Origin of the sequence: Variovorax rhizosphaerae (assembly GCF_037889975.1) — a bacterium.
Taxonomy (GTDB): Bacteria; Pseudomonadota; Gammaproteobacteria; order Burkholderiales; family Burkholderiaceae_C; genus Variovorax; species Variovorax rhizosphaerae.
In genome coordinates this window covers 406209-423447 of sequence record NZ_JBBKZT010000007.1, presented here as the reverse complement: position 1 = coordinate 423447, position 17239 = coordinate 406209, and the positions used below count along the sequence as shown (strand labels likewise).

Genomic DNA, 17239 nt, shown 5'->3' with positions numbered 1-17239 from the left:
GGGTGGATTTCGTTGGGCAACAGTCGGCCGCAGCGTTGCTGCACGAGCAACGCAAATCAGCAAGAAGAAAGGTTTGAAGGGGGCTGATGCCCCCTTCGGTCAGCCCAGCGTGACACCTTGTGTGGCGCTGGGGACGTCGCTGCCCGGCATCGCGTCGGGAAGCTCATGCTGCGGCCCGCCCGCCTCCGGCTGCAGGCGCTTCGCCGAATGGGACACGTGGTCCTCGCTTTTGCCGGAGACATAGTCACGCCACACCAGCGGCAGGATGCCGCCATGGCGCCAGTACTCGACGTCTTCCCCCGTATCGAGGCGGATCGTCAGCGGCACAATGAGCGTGCTGCCATCGGTGCGCCGCACGATCGCTTCGATGCGGCCGGACACGTCGAGGTGCTGCGCCAGCGAGAGGATGTCGATCGTCTCGCTGCCATCCAGCCCCAAGGACTCGACGGTGGTCCCCGCATCGAACTGCAGCGGCAGCACACCCATGCCCACCAGGTTGGTGCGATGGATGCGCTCGAAGCTCTCGGCAATCACCGCCTTCACGCCCAGCAGCGCCACGCCCTTCGCCGCCCAGTCGCGCGACGATCCGCAACCGTAGTTCTTGCCCGCAATGATCGCAAGCGGCACGTCCCGCTTCAGGTACTCCTCCGCCGCCTCGAAGACCCGCATCTGCGTCCCTTCGGGCATCAAGCGCGTCACGCCGCCTTCGACGCCAGGCACGATGCGGTTGCGCAGGCGGATGTTCGCGAAGGTGGCCCGCACGGCCACGTCGTGGTTGCCGCGGCGCGTGGTGTAGTTGTTGAAGTCGCGCTTCTCGATGCTCTTGGACAGCAGGAAATCCGCGGCCGGCGTGCCGAGGCTGATCGCGCCGGACGGCGAGATGTGGTCGGTCGTGACCGAGTCGCCGAGGATGACCAGCGGTCGCATGCCGGTGATGTCGCTCACCGGAGCCGCTTCACGCGACAGGTTCTCGAAATACGGCGGCCGGCGCACATAGGTGCTCGTGGCCTGCCAGGGAAAGCGCTCACTGCGTTCGCCCGCCAGCGCGTCCCATGCTTCGCCGCCATCGAACAGGTCCGCGTACTTCTCGCGGAAGATTTCCGGCTCGTAGGCGCCCTCCACGGCCAACTCGATTTCCCGCGCGGTGGGCCAGACATCGCGCAGGTAGACCGGCTGGCCATTGCTGCCGGTGCCGATCGCCTCGCGTGTCACGTCGACGGTCAACGAGCCCGTCAGCGCATAGACAACCACGAGTGCCGGCGAGCCGAGATACGCGGCGCGCACGTTCGGATGGATGCGCCCTTCGAAATTGCGATTGCCGGAGAGCACCGCCGTGCCGACCAGTTTCTCCTTCTCGATCGCTTCGACCAGCGGCTCCGGCAGCGGCCCCGATCCGCCGTTGCAAGTCGTGCAGCCGAAGCCGGCGATGTTGAACCCGAGCGTGTCGAGTGCGCCTTGCAGCCCCGCCTTTTCCAGCACCGCCGCAGTGACGTGGCTGCCGGGCACGAGCGAGGTCTTGACCCACGGCTGCGTCTTCAGGCCCAGCGCGACGGCCTTCTTCGCGACGAGGCCGGCGGCCATCATGTTGACCGGGTTCGCGGTGTTGGTGCAGCTCGTGATGGCGGCGATCAGCACGGCGCCATCGCGCAGCGTGAAGTCCTCACCTCTGACGGCCACGGCACGCGCCGGGTCGAGCGGCCGGCCTGCAATCTCCTGGTGGTGCTGGAGGAAGGCGGTCGGCACCGTTTCCAGGTCCAGCCGGTCCTCGGGATTGCGCGGCCCGGCCAGGCAAGGTCGGATCTCGTCGAGGTCCAGCGTCACGACGGTGTCGAAGTGCGGCGCAGGCGTATCCGCATGGCGCCAGAGCTTCTGCGCCTTGGCGTAGGCCTCGATGAGCTCCAACTGCTCTTCCTCGCGGCCCGTCATGCGCAGGTAGTCCATGGTGCGATGGTCGATCGGGAAGTACACCGCCGTCGCGCCGTATTCAGGCGCCATGTTCGCGATCATCCCGCGGTCGCCCAGCGACAGCGCATCCAGGCCATTGCCGAAGAACTCGACGAACTTGCCGACCACGCCCATGCTGCGCATGCGCTGCGTGATCGCGAGCACCAGGTCGGTCGGCAGCACGCCTTCGCGCAAGCGGCCCTTGACCTCCATGCCGACGACCTCCGGCAGCGCCAACGCCACCGGCTTGCCCACCATCACCGCCTCCGCCTCGATGCCGCCGACACCCCAGCCAAGCACGCCCAGGCCATTGATCATGGGCGTGTGACTGTCGGTGCCCACGCAGGTGTCGGGGATCGCGAGTTCGCCGTCCGCGGTCTTCTCGGTCCACACCACCTTGCCGATGTACTCCAGGTGGATCTGATGCATGATTCCCTTCCCCGGCGGCACGATGCGCACGCCTTCGAAGCTGCTGCTGCACCAGCGCAGGAAGGCAAAGCGCTCGCCGTTGCGTTCGTATTCACGCTCCAGGTTGATGCGCCGCGCGTTCGGCGTGGCCCAGCTGTCGACCTGCAGCGAGTGGTCGATGATGACGTCGACCGGCACCTTCGGACCGACGCGCGATGCATCGCCCCCCGCCTCCGCCACGGCATCGCGGATGCCCGCCATGTCCACCAGCATCACCTGGCCCAGGATGTCCTGGCCATACACGCGCACCGGATAGAAGCTGATGCCGCTGCCGACGCGCCGCGCCAGCACCGCATCGATCTCGGCCTGCGTGTCGACGCCGCGGCTGGCCTGCCGCAGCAGGTTCTCCAGCAGGATGCGCAGCGAGAAAGGCAGTTGCTCCACGCCCTTCACATCCGCGATGGAGACATAGCGCACCGCGCGGTTCGCGAGGGGGAGTTGCTTGAATCGGGGTTGGGTCTTCATGGTGTTCTTTCGTGGGGATGAATGGGCTGATCGACGTCGCGTCAGATCAGGCCGACCGTGGTCATGACGGCGCGAAGACGCGTGTGCTCTTCGTCGACGAACTTCGCGAAGTCGTCGCCCGTGATCACGCTCGGCGACCAGGCGTTGGCCTTCACGGCCTCCTGCCAGCCCTTGGTCTTGGTGGCGGCAAGCACGGCGTCGGTCAGTTCCTTGCGCTGTGCCGGCGTGAGGTTGGCCGCGCCGTAGACGCCGCGCCAGTTGCCAATCTGGATGTCGTAGCCCGCCTCCTTGAGCGTGGGCGCGTCGACGCCTGGCATGCGGGTTGGCGAGCCAACGGCGATCACGCGGAACTGGCCGCCTTCGATGTACTTCGACAGTTCCGCGTAGCCGCCGGTGATGGCGGAGATGTGACCGCCGAGCGTGGCCGAGACCACCTCGCCGCCACCGCCGAAGGGGATGTAGTTGAGCCTGGCGATCGGCACGCCGGCCGCAGCGGCCAGTTCCGCGGTGCCGATGTGGTCGACAGAGCCCTTGGAGCCGCCGCCCCACTTCACGCTTGATGGGTTCTTCTTGAAGTCCGCCATGAGGTCGGCGAAGGTCTTGTGGGGCGAGTCCTTGCGCACGGCTATCACGTTGTATTCCGTGTAGAGGCGCGCGATCGGCGTGACGTTGGCCAAGGTGATCTGTGGCTTGTTCTGCACGATGCCGGTCACCATGATCGCGCCCATCACGCACAGCGCATTGACGTCGCCCTTGGAACCGTTGGCGAACTGGGCCAGGCCGATGGTGCCGCCGGCGCCATTCTTGTTGTCGTACATCGCGCTCTTGGCCACGCCTGCTTCTTGCAGCGCCTTGCCCAGGGTGCGCGCGGTCTGGTCGTAGCCGCCGCCCGGCGAGCCCGGGGCCATGAAGCGGACCGTCTCTAGCGCGTGCGCCGAAACCATGGTCGCGAAGGCCGTGACCACCGCCGCGCTACGCACAAACTTTTGGATCGAAATCTGCATGCTCATCTCCGATGTGGGTTGAATCGTGGGGCGCCCGGCGAGATTCGCCGTTTGCGCATATTTGTATTTTCTAATCACTTTCAACAATCATGGGCGCGGGTAAACCCGAGGCACGGTGTAACTGTTGTCTCGCAAGCCGCGTTGACGCGCGCAGCCGATCACCGCGCGAATGGCGCGTCAGGTATCGAATAAGAGTGCCGCCTTAAGCGGCTTGCGAGAAGACGCCAGGGTCGCGCAGCTTGCGCCGGCGCGCGCCGTCGAGGTGGGCGCGCAGCAGGTTCGCGGCCTGCATGAAATCCTGCTGCTCGATGGCATCGAGGATCGCCAGGTGCTCGGCGGCCTGGGTCTGCCGGGGCGCGCGCTGGGATGCCTGCCGATACTCCACAAGCCGGCGCAGCTGGTTGATCCGGCGCACCGACTGCAGCACGAAGCGGTTGTGCCCCCACTCCGCAAGGGTCTCGTGGAAGTGGCTGTTGGATTCGAAGAGCTCGATCGGCGTCATGGTCTGGTAGCCGCCATCGACGATGCGCTGCTGCTCACGTCGCAGTTGCTTCAATTCCGCCGGCACGAACAGGAACGACGGACCCAGCAGCGCGCCGGGCTCGATCGACTGCCGGAACATGTAGCTCTCCTCGTAGGCGTCCGGCGAGTCGATCATCGACAGGAAGCGCCAGCCGTGCCCCATGCTCTGTTCGATCCAGCCTTCCTCGGAGATGCGCGACAGGACCTTGCGCAGCGTGCTCCGCGCCACTTCGTAACGACGCATCAATTCGGCTTCGGTCACCTCGTCCGGCAGCTTGTTCGACTGCCGGTCGTCCGCGATGCGCAGGTACAGCGGGTCGTCCGTCTCCAGCAATCCGGCCACTTGGCCATCCCAGTCCTTGGCATCCACGCTCAGGAAGAAGCCGCGGTTGGCATCCTGCTGCAGCACGCCAAGCGCGGCCAGGTGGCGCAGCGCCGACTGCACCGGTGAGCGGGAGGTGCCGATGTGCTGCGCAATGGGCACCTCGCGAAGATGCTCGCCCGCCTTGTAGTTGTCCCGCCGCACCAGGGCCACGATCTCACGCGCCACGCGTTGCTGCAGGGAGGTGAGTTCGTTGGCTGGGGGGGCGTCGGTTTCAGGGGGCATCTTCGTAGTCTAGTGCGACACCATCGCGCTTCAATCGATCTTCATGCCGTACTGCTTGATGAGCTTGGACCAGCGCTGCCCCTCGCGTGCGATCAAGTCGCCGAACTCCTTCGGCCCCGCGCCCACGGGCTCGGTCATGCCGGCGGACAGCCGCTCGGCCACCTCCTTTTCCTTGAGCGCTGCCGCTGCCGCGTTGTGGATCGACTGGATCACCGTGTCCGGCGTGCCCTTCGGCACCACCAAGCCCATCCAGGAGGCGAACTCATAGCCGCTGACGCCGCTTTCCGCGACCGTCGGCACATCGGGCAGCGCCTTCGAACGCTTGCTTCCCGTCACCGCCAGGGCCTTGAGCTTTCCGCCCTTGATGTGCGGCAGCGCGGCCAGCGGAAAGGCGACCACCGTGCTGACCTCCCCGCCCAGCAAGGCGATGATCGCCGGCCCGCCGCCCTTGTAAGGCACATGCGTGATGTCGACCTTGGCCATCGACTTGAGCATCTCGCCGGCCAGGTGGTTGGCGCTTCCATTGCCTGCCGTGCCGTAGGTGTACTTGCCCGGCTCCTTGCGCGCGAGCTCGAGGAATTCCTTGAGGTTGTTGGCCGGCAGCGACGGGTTCGCCACGATGACCAGGTCGATCGAGGTGAGCCAGGTGACAGGCGCCAGGCTGTCGACCTTGTAGCCGGGGTTGGGATACAGCGTCGGGTTGAGCGCCATCGTGCCCTGGTTGACGAAGGTGACGGTGTAGCCGTCAGGCGCCGCCTTGGCGCCCAGCGCCGTCCCGATGTTGCCGCCCGCGCCGCCGCGGTTGTCGACGATGACGGGTTGGCCGAGTACCTCCTGCATCTTCTTCTGCAGGCTTCGGCACACGACATCCGCGTCGCCACCGGCGGGCTGCGGAACGATCAGGGTGATGAGCTTGCCCGGGAATTTCTCCTGCGCGAAGGCGAAGCGATGCGTCAAGGCCAGAGGAATGGCGGCGGCACTGGCTTGCAGCAGCGCGCGGCGTCGAAAGGTGGTCATGCGAAGTCTCCGTGGGGTTTGTTTGAAGGGCACACGGCAAAATTGTCGTTTGTCTAAACTGATCATATAATTCAATCTAACAAACGGTCAAGCTGCCAAGACAACCCCGCGCCACGCACGCCTCCGCCTGCATGGCATTCATCTCTGTCACCCAAGGAAACCCATGACGAAGCCATCCTCCCAAGTCGGTATCCGCGCCACCTACATGCGAGGCGGCACCAGCAAGGGCATCTTTTTCTCGCTCGCGGACCTGCCCGCGGCCGCGCAAGAACCCGGTGCTGCGCGCGATGCACTGATGCTCCGCGTCACCGGCAGCCCTGACCCCTACGAGAAGCACATCGACGGCATGGGCGGCGCAACGTCCAGCACCAGCAAGGTCGTCATCGTCGGGCCGAGCACGCGGGCGGATTGCGACATCGACTACCTGTTCGGCGCCGTCGCCATCGAATCGCCGGTGGTCGACTGGAGCGGCAACTGCGGCAACCTGAGTGCGGCCGTCGGACCCTTCGCGATCGAACGCGGCCTGGTCAAGGCGCCAGTCGATGGCATCGCCACAGTGAATATCTGGCAGGCCAACATCCAGAAGAAGATCGTGGCCCACGTGCCCGTGAAGGACGGCCAGGTGCAGGAGACGGGCGACTTCGAACTCGACGGCGTGGCCTTCCCCGCGGCGGAGATCAAGCTGGAGTTCCTCGAACCCGGCGCCGACGAAGCCGGTGAAGGCGGCGCGATGTTCCCGAGCGGGCGGATGATCGACGTCATCGATGTCCCCGGCGTCGGCGCCGCGGAAGCCACGCTCATCAATGCGGGCAACCCGACGATCTTCGTGGATGCCGCAACGCTGGGACTGACCGGCTCGGAACTGCAGCCGGCCGTCAACGGAGACCGCGAACTCCTCGCGCGCTGCGAGGCGGTCCGCGCCAACGCCACCGTCGCCATGGGGCTGGCCAAGACCGCCGCGGAAGCCACCGAAAAGCGCCCGCACACGCCCAAGCTGGCCTTCGTGGCCCCACCGGCCGCCTACACCTCCTCCAGCGGCAAGGCCGTTCGCGCCGAGGACATGAACCTGTGCGCGCGCATCTTCTCGATGGGCAAGCTGCACCACGCGATGACGGGAACCGGCGCCGTGGCCATCGCGGTCGCGGCGGCGATTCCCGGCACGCTGGTCGCGCGCGTGCTGGGCGGCGGGCGCCATGACGAGATCCGCTTTGGACACCCGTCCGGCACGCTGACGGTCGGCGCCCAAGCCTCGGAAGTGGACGGCACCTGGACGGTCAACAAGGCCCTCATGAGCCGCAGCGCGCGCCGGCTGATGGACGGGCAAGTCTTCGTGCCTTCTGACCTCTCGAAGTGATACACGGGCCTGTCGCGCCGGCGCTGAGACGAATTCAAGCGGGCCGACGGACGGCGTCGAATCTCTCGAGCTGGCGTTGCGGGCCCTGAGCGGCGGTTCGCGTCGTTTCGATGCACCGCTTCAGAACCTTGCAGGCACTTTTACCGCCGGGCTTCCCTGCCGTTGCCTGCGGATTCGGGCGTGCATCCGATGTGCCGGGTTCTGTTGCTATCGACGTGAGCAACAACAAATTTTTCAGTGATCGACAGACTGCCGTCGTTAGACTGTTTCACAGTTTTTAACCATTGCACTGACAAATGCCTGATGTGATGTACGAGCCTTTCCTGCGCCCCGCTCCCGCTCCCATCGGGGGGCATCCTGCGTCACAGCGTCCGGGCCACATTGGCTACGCCCTTGTAGCTGGCGCGGCGCTCGCACTGACCGCCTGCGGCGGTGGAGGGGGCGGCGGCTTTGTCCCGGTGGTCTTGCCATCGGCGCCGCCCACGGCGACAGCGCCGCCCGCGCCAGCAACGTCTGGCGAATCGGCAACACCGCCAGCGCCCGCTGAGCCGCCAGCGCCTGCCGTACCGCCGGCACCTGAACCACCGGCACCTCCTGCACCTGTGCCGCCACCGCCAGCACCTGTACCGCCGGCACCGCCAGCGCCTGTGCCACCACCAGCGCCTGAGCCGCCAGCACCGCCAGCGCCTGTGCCGCCACCACCAGCACCTGTACCACCGGCGCCGCCAGCGCCTGTACCGCCACCACCAGCTCCGCCGGCACCTGTACCAGCACCACCAGCACCGGTACCACCAGCACCGCCAGCGCCTGTACCCCCTCCACCAGCACCGCCGGCACCTGTGCCGCCACCGCCACCGCCACCACCACCTCCACCACCGCCACCGCCGACCTACCCAGTGAGCGGCACTGTCAGCGGCCTGCTCGGCACCGGCCTGGTGCTCCAGAACAACGCTGCGGACGACCTGGTCGTTGCGGCCAATGGCAGCTTCACCTTTGCAGCGCCGCTGGCCGGCGGCGCAAGCTACACCATCACGGTCAAGTCGCAGCCAAGGATCCTGACCCGGGTTTGCACCGTCAGCGACGGCAGCGGGACCGTCGCCGCAGCCCCCGTGGTGAACGTGGTGGTGACCTGTGCCGCCCCGGCGGCGCGCTTTGCCTACATCGCGAATTCTGGCGACAACACCGTGTCGGGCTACACCCTCGATCCCACCTCGGGCGCCCTCAGCCCGATGGTCGTGCCGACGGTGGCGACAGGGCTCTTCCCCGACTCCGTCGCGGTGTACCCCACGGGCCGGTTTGCCTACGTCGCGAATGGCGACTCCAAGACCGTGTCGGGCTACAACGTCAATACCACCTCGGGCGCCCTCACCCCGATGGCCGTGCCGACGGTGGCGACAGGGAACGGCCCCTATTCCGTCACCGTGGACCCGACGGGCCGGTTTGCCTACGTCGCGAATGCTGACGACAACACCGTTTCGGCCTTCACCATCGATCCTGCATCGGGCGCCCTCAGCCTGGTAGCCAACGTGACGTTGGCATTAGGTTCCAGACCCCAATCCGTCACCGTGGACCCCACAGGCCGGTTCGTCTACGTGGCGAACTACCTGTCCTTTACCGTGTCCGCCTACGCAATCAATGCCACGACGGGCGCCCTCAGCGCCATTGGCGTGCCGTTGGCGACAGGTGCCAACCCCATCCACGTCGCCGTGGACCCTGAGGGCCGCTTCGCCTACGTCGCGAATTCTTCCGACAACACCGTGTCGGCGTACAACATCGATCCCACGTCGGGCGCCCTCAGCCCGATGACCGTGCCGACTGTGGCGACAGGAAGCCGCCCCTACAGCATCGCCGTGGATTCCACGGGTCGGTTTGCCTACGTGGCGGATGCCAACAGTAGCGCCGTGTCGGCCTACACCATCGATGCAACGGGCGCCCTCAGCCCGATGGCCGTGCCGATGGTGGGGACAGGGGGTGCTCCCTACTCGCTCGCCGTGGATCCCACAGGTCGGTTCGCCTACGCGCCGAACATCGACGCCAGCACCGTGGCGGCCTTCGTCATCGATGCCACGTCGGGCGCCCTCAGCCCGATTGCGGGGCCGGCGGCGGCAACGGGCGGGGCGCCATTGGGCATCGCGTTGTCAAGGTAGGTCACCGACCTTCTTCGCGGCGTCAAGACCGGGGTCACCCGGCGCAGCGAACAATCGCTCGGGAACTTGCGCCAGAGCAAGTTGCCCCGCGCGAAATGCCGGCATGCTGGGGCATCGAAGCCATCCCAGGATGGCGATCCACGGATTGCGATGAAGCTCATCGATCAGCGGACCCAGCCGCCGGCCGCATCGGCACGCTCCGTACGGGCGTGGCAGCCGACTGTTCCTGCGCCCGTCGGGATCCCATGACGCTGCATCGAGGTCCACGGGGTCCGTGCTCGATCCGGGATTGCATCGGAATGGGGGGACTGCTCGCCTGGAGCTTTGCGGCAGCACAGGCCATTCCGCCCGATGCTTCGCCGAACAACGCGGTCCGCCCCAGTGAAGCGGTGCATGGGCAGGTCATTTCCCGCAGGCGACCGGATGCCCAGGCCGACGCGGCCGAACTGCTCGAGCGCGGTCATGCTGCGTGGCGTGCCGGCGACCGTTTCGCAGCGCTCGCCGCCTTCGGCCAGGCCCGCCGCCTTCGACCCGACGACGCCGAGATCGCACAAGCACAGGCAGACGTGCTGGTGGAACTGGGCGCGCCGAGCGGCGCTGCGCATTCCATTGGAGGACGCGCCGACGCAGGCGTGCGCAGCCGCCTGGCCGCTCAGCGCCTGCGCTGGGCCAAGGAACTGCGCCCGCTCTCGCCCGACCCGCGCCGTCGCTTCGACGACATCGATCCCGCGCTGGCCAACCTCGACGCCTTGCTGGCCGAGGCGCGCGCCGCCGCGGCGCCCGACGCGGGCCTCCTCACCCGCCTGCAGCGCGACCGCGCGGTGGCCCTGCGCCAACGCGAGCGCTGGCAGGACGCTATCGACCAGGTCGCCGCCTTGCGCACCGCCGGGAATGCCGTCCCGGCCTACGTGCTGCAGGCCGAGGCTGACGCACTGCTTGCGTTGCGGCGTCCCGTCGATGCGCGGCGCGTCTACGACGAAGCGCTGCAACGCCTGTCGCCGGCCGAGCGTGCGGACGAGGAAGGCCCGTGGCGCTCGCTCATGACCAGCCGCGCCTATGCCGAGGAAGAAAGCGAAGACTTCGACGCCACCTTCGCCACCGTCGATGCCCTGGTCGCCGAGGCCGGCCCGCCGTGGCGCGGCGCGAGCGCGTTGCAGACGCCGCGCGAAAACGACGCCTGGCTTTCGGCGCAGGCCTTCGACGCGGCCATGCACGGCTATGCCGGCATGCCGGCTGCCGCCTGGGAACGCATCGGGCCGCTCGAACGCGGCGCACCGGCCCTTGCCTGGCTGCGCGCGCAGGCCGCCGGCGTCGCGGCGCAGCAAGGGTGGCCGCGCCTGGCGGAAGACGGTATCGACACGGCCGCGTCCATGGCACCCGAGGACTTCGGCATCCGCGTCCAGCAGGTGGCGTCGGACACGCGCCGGCACCGCCTGCTGCGGGCCGGGGAACGACTGGCCCCGCTGCTGGAGCAAGGCAGCGACCTGCCGCAGGTGCAACTGGCCCGGCGCGAACTCGACGCGGAGACTGGACCGAGCGTTCGCATCGAATTGGGCGGCCGGGACACCTCGAGCCAGGCCTTGCGCGGCCCCGGCAACGGCTGGAACGCCGGTCTCCAGGTCGAGTCCTCGACCATCGGCGGCACCTGGCGACTTGTCGGCCTGGCGGACGGCCTCTCCGAGTCGCTGCAGGAGGGCCATGCCGAGCGCCAGCGCCTGGGCGGCGGCGTGCAGGGACGGTGGCCGGACTGGAAGCTCGCGGTCCTGGCATGGTCACAGAGCGGCTCGCTGGCCACCACGGGCGGCTCGGTGGCCGCGCAGTGGGAGCCGACCGACCACTGGACCTTCCTGGCCGACGCCGCGAAGCATTCCCCCGACACGCCGCTGCGCGCGGATTTCCACGGCATCAGCGCCGATTCCGTGGCCGGCGGATTTCGCTACGCGTGGAACGGCGCCACAGAGCTCGGCCTGCGCGCGCAGTACATGGACTTCACTGACGGCAACCGTCGCGAGCAGGTCACGATCGACGGCAGCTTCAGCGTCTACGCCCGCCCGCACCTGAACATCACGCTGAGACCCCGGCTCGAATGGCAGCGCAACAGCCTGGCCGCGACGCCCTACTTCAATCCGATCGAAGGCTGGCTGCCGTCCATCGAAGCAGAGGCGGAGCACATCCTGTGGCGCGCCTACGAACGCTCCTTCGTGCATCGGCTGCGGCTGAACGCGGGCGCCTATCAACAGCGCGGATTCGGCACCCATGCAGTGGGCAGTGCCGCCTACGAGCAGGGCTGGCGCCATGATCCCTGGACCGACATCACCTGGGGGCTCGAATGGGCGAGCCGGGTGTACGACGGCCAGCGCGAGCGCACCCTGCGCGCCTACCTGGTGCTTCAACGCAAGTTCGGAAGATGAGCATGAAGCTTTTCTCCTGGTTCACCCCCGTCCGTGCCAAGGCGCGCGTGCTGGGCCTCGCGTGGCTGTGCATCGTCGCCGGCCCGTCGCTCGCGCAGCCATCGGCACCGTCTCCCACTTTCACCAGCATCGCCTTCCACGACGTGGTCGATGCTAGGAACGAACTGGACGACAGCGCACTCACCGCCGATCGCCTGGTGAGCTTCTTCGACTGGCTGCGCGGCAATGGCTGGACCGCGGTGTCGCTCGACGACATCGCGCGTGCGCGTCGCGGCGAGAAGGCGCTGCCGGCCAAGGCCGTGCTGCTGACCTTCGACGATGGCTACCGCAGCCTGTACACCCGTGTCTATCCGCTGGCCCTGGCCTACGGCTATCCGGTCGTCGCGGCGCTGGTCACCGAATGGATGGACCGGCCCGCGGGCGCGATGGTTCGCTACGGCGATGAGTCGGTACCGCGCGAACGCTTCATCACCTGGGAGCAAGCACGGGAGATGCAGCGCTCGGGGCTGGTCGAGTTCGCGCTGCACAGCCAGTCGCTGCACGATGAAGTCGTCGGCAATCCGCAGGGCAACACGATGCCTTCGGCGGTGACGCGCACCTACGCGCCCGGCGTCGGGTACCAGGGCGAAGCCGAGTTTGCGGCGGGCTTGCGCGCCGACCTGGCAGGCGGGCGCACGACGCTGCGGCGCGAGCTGGGCAAGGCCCCACGTGCGTTGGTGTGGCCTTATGGACGGTACGGCGCCATCGGAATCCGCACGGCGCGGGATCTCGGCTTCGAATTCGCGCTCAGTCTCGACAACGGTCCCGCCAGCGTGAGCGAACCCTTCAACGTCGCTCGCTACCTGCCGACCTACAACACGCCGCTGCCGGAGCTGGCACGCAGCCTGCGGCCCGATCCGAACGAGTGGCGCGTGGATCGTCTCGTCTGCCTCAACCCCGCCGCGTTGTGGACCGGCGACGAGGACGCCAGCAACGAGCGCCTGGGTCGCGCGATCGAACGCGTGCGGAAGCTGGGGGTGTCGGGCCTGGTGATCGATGCGGTGCGCCGCGACGCGCAGGGGCGCATCAACGGCGCCTGGTTCCCGACGCGGGAGTTGCCCCTTGCGGGCGACTGGCTCTCGCGCGTGTCGTGGCAGATGCACACGCGCGCCGGCGTCAAGGTGTATGCCCGCCTGCCGCATCGCGCCGCGCTCGCCGCCCTGGGTGATGAAGCACGCGTGCAGCGTCTCTACGAAGACCTGGGCGCGATGGTGCCGCTGGATGGATGGTTGTTCGAGGAGGCCGTGGCGCCGCTGCAGCCGATGCGCTTCGATGATCCACCACCGCTGTACGCGCACCGCGCCGGCCTGCCGACGCGCTGGTCCGCGTGGGTGGTTCGCGCGCGTCGTGATTCGATGCGCGAGGCGCTGGGTCGCGCCGACAGCCCGGACGCGCTGGGATGGCGGGCATTCGCCGCGCTGGATGCCGCGCGCCCTGCCCTCGAGTTGCTGTGGCTGGCGACTTCGAGCACTGCTGCGGCGGCACATCCACTCGCGGACATCACGTTGGTGCCCACCGCCTTCGGCACTCCGGCCGCAGGCGACCGCCTCGCACGAGCCGATCCAACGCTTGCGCCCTGGTTCACCGGCGCCGAGCCACCCGATGCAAGCCTGCTGGCCCGCAGTGCCAGCGACTTCCAGCGTCGCGGGGGCGTCTCGCTGGGCTGGTGCCCCGACGATCCTGTCGCGGACCAGCCGAAGGCCGCTGTCGCAGCACCGGCGGTGTCCGGATCCCTTTTCCCGAAGCGACGCTGAGCACGGGAGTCACCATGCGCTTTCAAGACCTCGTCGTCACCCTCTGCTGCGGCTATCCCTTCGTGATGGCCATCTACTGGATGTGCGGCGGCCTTCTCTACGTCTTCCTGCGCGGGCGCCACGAGCCAAGGCCTGAAGACCCGCCGACCCTGGCGGACTATCCTGGCGTGTCCGTGCTGGTGCCTTGCCACAACGAGGCGAGCCAATTGGCGGAGACCTTCGGGGCACTGTCGCGCATCGAGTACCCGAACTTCGAGGTCATCGCCATCAACGATGGATCCACCGACGAGACCGGCGCCTGGCTCGACGCGCTCATCCCGCAAATGCCCGCACTGCGCGTGGTGCACCTGCTGAGCAACCAGGGCAAGTCCACCGCGCTGAACACGGGCGCATTGGCCGCCCGCCACGAACTGCTGGTCTGCATCGACGGCGATGCGTTGATGGAGCCGCACGCACTGACCTGGCTGGTGCGCCGCTTCCAGACCGACGCACGCATCGGCGGCCTCACCGGCAACCCGCGCATTCGCAACCATGCGACGCTGCTGGGTCGCCTGCAGGTCGGCGAGTTCTCCTCCATCGTCGGGCTGATCAAGCGCGCGCAGACCGTGTATGGCTCGCTCTTCACCGTGTCCGGCGTCATCTGCGCCTTTCGCAAGCGTGCGCTGCAGGATGCGGGATGGTGGTCGCGCGAGGCCTTGACGGACGACGTCGATGTGAGCTGGCGCCTCCAGCTGGCGGGCTGGCGCCTGGCCTTCGAGCCCAAGGCCATGTGCTGGATCCTGATGCCGGAGACCCTGCGCGGGCTGTGGCGCCAGCGTGTGCGTTGGGCCGAGGGCGGGGCCGCCGTCATGCTCAAGGTCCTGCCGTCGCTGCTGCGCCAGCCGCGCATGCTGCCGGCCTGGATCAACTTCGTGATCTCCACCCTCTGGGCTTGCGCCATGCTGATCGGCTTTGTGCTGTGGGTGGTGATTCCATCGCTCATGCATTTCGGACCCGGCATCGAGGTATTCCCGCCCGGTTTCATCACCTATCCGCGTGACTGGGGCCACATCCTTGCGTTCACCTACCTCGCCCAGGCGCTGACCAGCGCGTGGATTGACGAGCGCTTCGAACGCGGCGTGTTCCGATCGCTGTTCTGGCTGGTCTGGTACCCGATCGCGTTCTGGGCCGCGCAGGCGCTGACCTCGATCGTCGGCGTGCCGCGGGCCCTGTGGCACAGGGGCCGCATGCGCGGGACATGGGCGAGTCCGGACCGGGGCATCCGCTGAATCCGGGGAGCATGCAAATGCAGCAAGAGGCTCGGCCGGCAGATCGCAGCGATACCCAGCCACCGATCCTGCTGGCGTCGCCGGCGCTGTGGCCGCCCCGCATTCCGCGCTCGCAAGCAGGGTCGTGGATGCGCTTGCGCGATCTGGTGCTGACCTTGCTCGCGTGGATCGTCTACCTGTGGATCCTGCGCAAGCCGATCGTTGCCTGCATCGCGTGGCTGAGTCCATCGACCGGGGAGTACCTCAAGGAAACCGTCGACGTCTCGTTCTCGGTGCACCTGCAGCCCTATCTGCTGGTCGCGGCCGGGCTCGTGACCTGGCTCACCCTCGCGGGGCTTGGGCGTCGGCAACATCTGCGGAGTCAGGTCGGCACTGGCCAGGAGGTTGCGCCGCTGCCGGCCGAGGCGCAGTTCGCCGCCAGGGGCGTGCAGGCATCAGCGATGCCCGCCTGGCGCGAGATGCGCTGCCTGCAGGTGACGTTCGACAACGAAGGCCGGATCACGCGCATGGCGCCGGCGAATGGCCAATGAGATCGTCAGCGGTCGAGCCTTACCCCGGAATATTCGGCTCCACCAACTGCGCCAGCGCGATCAGCGACTCCTGCCATCCCAGGTAGCACATCTCCACCGGAATCATGTCGGGGATGCCTTCCTGCACGACCGCCATGTCGGTGCCGCAGGACACGGCCGTCAGCGTCACCGTGGTCTTCATCGTGCCCGGCAGGTTGGCATCGTCGAAGCTCGCGTCATAGGCCACGCGCTGGCCCGGAACCAGTTCCAGGTACTTGCCGCCGAACGAATGGCTGTGGCCGGTGCCGAAGTTCGTGAACGACATGCGCCAGGCCCCACCGACCACCGTGTCCATCGCATGGACTTGCCCAGTGAAGCCGAAGGGCGGCAGCCAGCGCTCGAAGGCGCTGCGCTCGGTGAAGGCGCGGTAGATCTTGTCGGGCGAGGTGCGCAGCACGCGGTGAAGGCGGACGGTATTGGTGGCCATGGCTTGTTTCTCCTGAAAATTCCGAGGACGACCCTCATTGGATACGACGAACGAGCCAACACGGAATCGACGTGCGGCAGCGCTTCGAATCAGTTTGTCCGCCGTACAGCGCGTGACCTGCGACGCATGAATCAAGGAAGACGAGCGTCTGTTCGTGGGCACCCGCGGAACCGGCTTTGCCGGGCCGCTGGGTGCGCCTCCTTTGAGGGGGAGCGCCGCAGGCGCATTCGGGGGTGGTTCATTTCAAGTGCCAGCGGCGGCAGTCCAAAACGCGTCGGCAGCCTTCCCAAGCGGCTGACTGTCCCGGTAAAGCCTGATCTCCAACGGCACGTCCCACTCCTTGCCCGCCGCGACGACCAGTCGCCCTTGCGCGATGTCGTCTTCCACCAGCGTCCGCGGCAGCCATGCGACACCCCGGCCGTCCAGCGCCATTGTCCGCAGCACCGAGGCAAGGTGCGCGGTGAAGACGGCGTTGGCCTGCGCCAATTCCAGGCTGCGCCCGAGCACGGCGCGCATGATGCGTCCAAGCCCCGATTCCTCGGTGTACTGCAGCACCGGCACGGCAACGCCCTTGACCCGCAATGCATGAAGCGGGGTGCCTCCCTCCTTCGGCGCCGACACCGCGATCAGCAGGTCCTCGCCGATCCGCGCAGAGCTGTACGGTTCCGCATCCAGCGAACCCTGTGCCTTGGCGTGTGCATGGGTCAAGACGAACTGCACCTTGCCTTGCAGCATCAGCGCTTCGCAACGCTCGAGCACGTCGGACATCAATTGCACCGGGCCGAGCGTCGTGTGCGATTCAAGGCTGCGCAGCCAGCGCGGCAGGAAGGTGAACGAGAGCGCATGCGTGGAGGCGATGCGCAACGTGACCGAGTTGGCCTCCGCAAGCTTCTTCGCGTCTCCCGGTACCCGCGCCACCCTGGCAATCAATTCCTGCGCGACGCCGGCAAACCACTCCCCGACTTCCGTGAGCGTGGCGGGCTGCGAACTGCGATCGAACAGGTCGGCGCCGATCCACTCCTCCAGCGCCCGGATGCGCCGGCTGAAGGCGGGTTGCGAGCTGTGGCGATCCTCCGCCGCACGCGAGAAATTCCCCGTCGCCGCCAGCGCCAGGAAGTCGTCCAGCCAGATCATGTTCATGCGCGGTTCGTCCAGTGCATGGAAGTTGAGAAATTGAACATTGGCCGAAAAATGCCGCAACGCCGACCATTCAGGCTCCCTTTCAAAACCGCCTGGAGCCAAC

General features: G+C 67.5%; 13 protein-coding genes. 6 read left to right on the top strand and 7 right to left on the bottom strand.

Annotated features, from left to right (window positions below; translation table 11 throughout):
• Positions 1–99: 99 nt before the first annotated feature.
• The 4 genes from acnA to WKW82_RS17435 all read right to left on the bottom strand — a co-directional run bounded on the left by acnA (position 100) and on the right by WKW82_RS17435 (position 6027).
• Positions 100–2877, bottom strand: a complete 2778-nt coding sequence (acnA, locus tag WKW82_RS17450; RefSeq protein WP_340343575.1) for an aconitate hydratase AcnA — start codon at positions 2875–2877, stop codon at positions 100–102.
• Positions 2878–2918: 41 nt separating this feature from the next.
• Positions 2919–3881, bottom strand: coding sequence for a Bug family tripartite tricarboxylate transporter substrate binding protein (locus WKW82_RS17445; RefSeq protein ID WP_340343574.1), 963 nt, complete (start codon positions 3879–3881; stop codon positions 2919–2921).
• Positions 3882–4083: 202 nt separating this feature from the next.
• Positions 4084–5010, bottom strand: a complete 927-nt coding sequence (locus WKW82_RS17440) for a GntR family transcriptional regulator (RefSeq protein ID WP_340343573.1) — start codon at positions 5008–5010, stop codon at positions 4084–4086.
• Positions 5011–5040: 30 nt separating this feature from the next.
• On the bottom strand, positions 5041–6027 hold the full coding sequence (locus WKW82_RS17435) for a Bug family tripartite tricarboxylate transporter substrate binding protein (protein WP_340343572.1): 987 nt from the start codon (positions 6025–6027) through the stop codon (positions 5041–5043).
• 163 nt (positions 6028–6190) lie between these two features.
• Here WKW82_RS17435 and prpF point away from each other — a divergent pair, with 163 nt between their 5' ends.
• Positions 6191–7381, top strand: a complete 1191-nt coding sequence (gene prpF, locus WKW82_RS17430) for a 2-methylaconitate cis-trans isomerase PrpF (protein WP_340343571.1) — start codon at positions 6191–6193, stop codon at positions 7379–7381.
• 258 nt (positions 7382–7639) lie between these two features.
• On the opposite strand, the gene WKW82_RS17425 is transcribed toward prpF, so the two are convergent.
• Positions 7640–8263, bottom strand: a complete 624-nt coding sequence (locus WKW82_RS17425; protein ID WP_340343570.1) for a hypothetical protein — start codon at positions 8261–8263, stop codon at positions 7640–7642.
• A gap of 14 nt (positions 8264–8277) precedes the next feature.
• Here WKW82_RS17425 and WKW82_RS17420 point away from each other — a divergent pair, with 14 nt between their 5' ends.
• The 5 genes from WKW82_RS17420 (at position 8278) to pgaD (ending at position 15530) form a co-directional block, all read left to right on the top strand.
• Positions 8278–9528 carry a lactonase family protein gene (locus WKW82_RS17420; protein WP_340343569.1) on the top strand — a complete coding sequence of 417 codons (1251 nt, stop codon included), beginning with the start codon at positions 8278–8280 and terminating at the stop codon, positions 9526–9528.
• 299 nt (positions 9529–9827) lie between these two features.
• Positions 9828–11939 (top strand): poly-beta-1,6 N-acetyl-D-glucosamine export porin PgaA, encoded by a 2112-nt coding sequence (pgaA, locus tag WKW82_RS17415; RefSeq protein WP_340343568.1) that lies wholly within the window; start codon positions 9828–9830, stop codon positions 11937–11939.
• Positions 11940–11941: 2 nt separating this feature from the next.
• Positions 11942–13732, top strand: coding sequence for a poly-beta-1,6-N-acetyl-D-glucosamine N-deacetylase PgaB (gene pgaB, locus WKW82_RS17410; protein WP_340343567.1), 1791 nt, complete (start codon positions 11942–11944; stop codon positions 13730–13732).
• Positions 13733–13746: 14 nt separating this feature from the next.
• Positions 13747–15000, top strand: coding sequence for a poly-beta-1,6-N-acetyl-D-glucosamine synthase (gene pgaC, locus WKW82_RS17405; RefSeq protein WP_340343566.1), 1254 nt, complete (start codon positions 13747–13749; stop codon positions 14998–15000).
• Positions 14970–15530: a poly-beta-1,6-N-acetyl-D-glucosamine biosynthesis protein PgaD gene (gene pgaD / locus WKW82_RS17400; RefSeq protein WP_340343565.1), complete on the top strand. Its 561-nt coding sequence runs from the start codon at positions 14970–14972 to the stop codon at positions 15528–15530. Before pgaC ends, pgaD begins: the two co-directional genes overlap by 31 nt.
• 19 nt (positions 15531–15549) lie before the next feature.
• Here pgaD and WKW82_RS17395 read toward each other — a convergent pair whose 3' ends face one another.
• A complete protein-coding gene (locus tag WKW82_RS17395) occupies positions 15550–15996 on the bottom strand; it encodes an SRPBCC family protein (protein WP_340343564.1) in 447 nt (148 codons plus the stop codon).
• Positions 15997–16239: 243 nt separating this feature from the next.
• Positions 16240–17136 carry a LysR substrate-binding domain-containing protein gene (locus tag WKW82_RS17390; protein ID WP_340343563.1) on the bottom strand — a complete coding sequence of 299 codons (897 nt, stop codon included), beginning with the start codon at positions 17134–17136 and terminating at the stop codon, positions 16240–16242.
• Between the last annotated feature and the right edge of the window lie 103 nt (positions 17137–17239).

Bases quoted from the DNA above. Each gene is read 5' to 3' on its own strand.
- acnA (WP_340343575.1), bottom strand. From the start codon at position 2,877: ATGAAGACCCAACCCCGATTCAAGCAACTCCCCCTCGCGAACCGCGCG.
- WKW82_RS17445 (WP_340343574.1), bottom strand. From the start codon at position 3,881: ATGCAGATTTCGATCCAAAAGTTTGTGCGTAGCGCGGCGGTGGTCACG.
- WKW82_RS17440 (WP_340343573.1), bottom strand. From the start codon at position 5,010: ATGCCCCCTGAAACCGACGCCCCCCCAGCCAACGAACTCACCTCCCTG.
- WKW82_RS17435 (WP_340343572.1), bottom strand. From the start codon at position 6,027: ATGACCACCTTTCGACGCCGCGCGCTGCTGCAAGCCAGTGCCGCCGCC.
- prpF (WP_340343571.1), top strand. From the start codon at position 6,191: ATGACGAAGCCATCCTCCCAAGTCGGTATCCGCGCCACCTACATGCGA.
- pgaA (WP_340343568.1), top strand. From the start codon at position 9,828: ATGGGGGGACTGCTCGCCTGGAGCTTTGCGGCAGCACAGGCCATTCCG.
- pgaB (WP_340343567.1), top strand. From the start codon at position 11,942: ATGAAGCTTTTCTCCTGGTTCACCCCCGTCCGTGCCAAGGCGCGCGTG.
- pgaC (WP_340343566.1), top strand. From the start codon at position 13,747: ATGCGCTTTCAAGACCTCGTCGTCACCCTCTGCTGCGGCTATCCCTTC.
- pgaD (WP_340343565.1), top strand. From the start codon at position 14,970: ATGGGCGAGTCCGGACCGGGGCATCCGCTGAATCCGGGGAGCATGCAA.
- WKW82_RS17395 (WP_340343564.1), bottom strand. From the start codon at position 15,996: ATGGCCACCAATACCGTCCGCCTTCACCGCGTGCTGCGCACCTCGCCC.
- WKW82_RS17390 (WP_340343563.1), bottom strand. From the start codon at position 17,136: ATGAACATGATCTGGCTGGACGACTTCCTGGCGCTGGCGGCGACGGGG.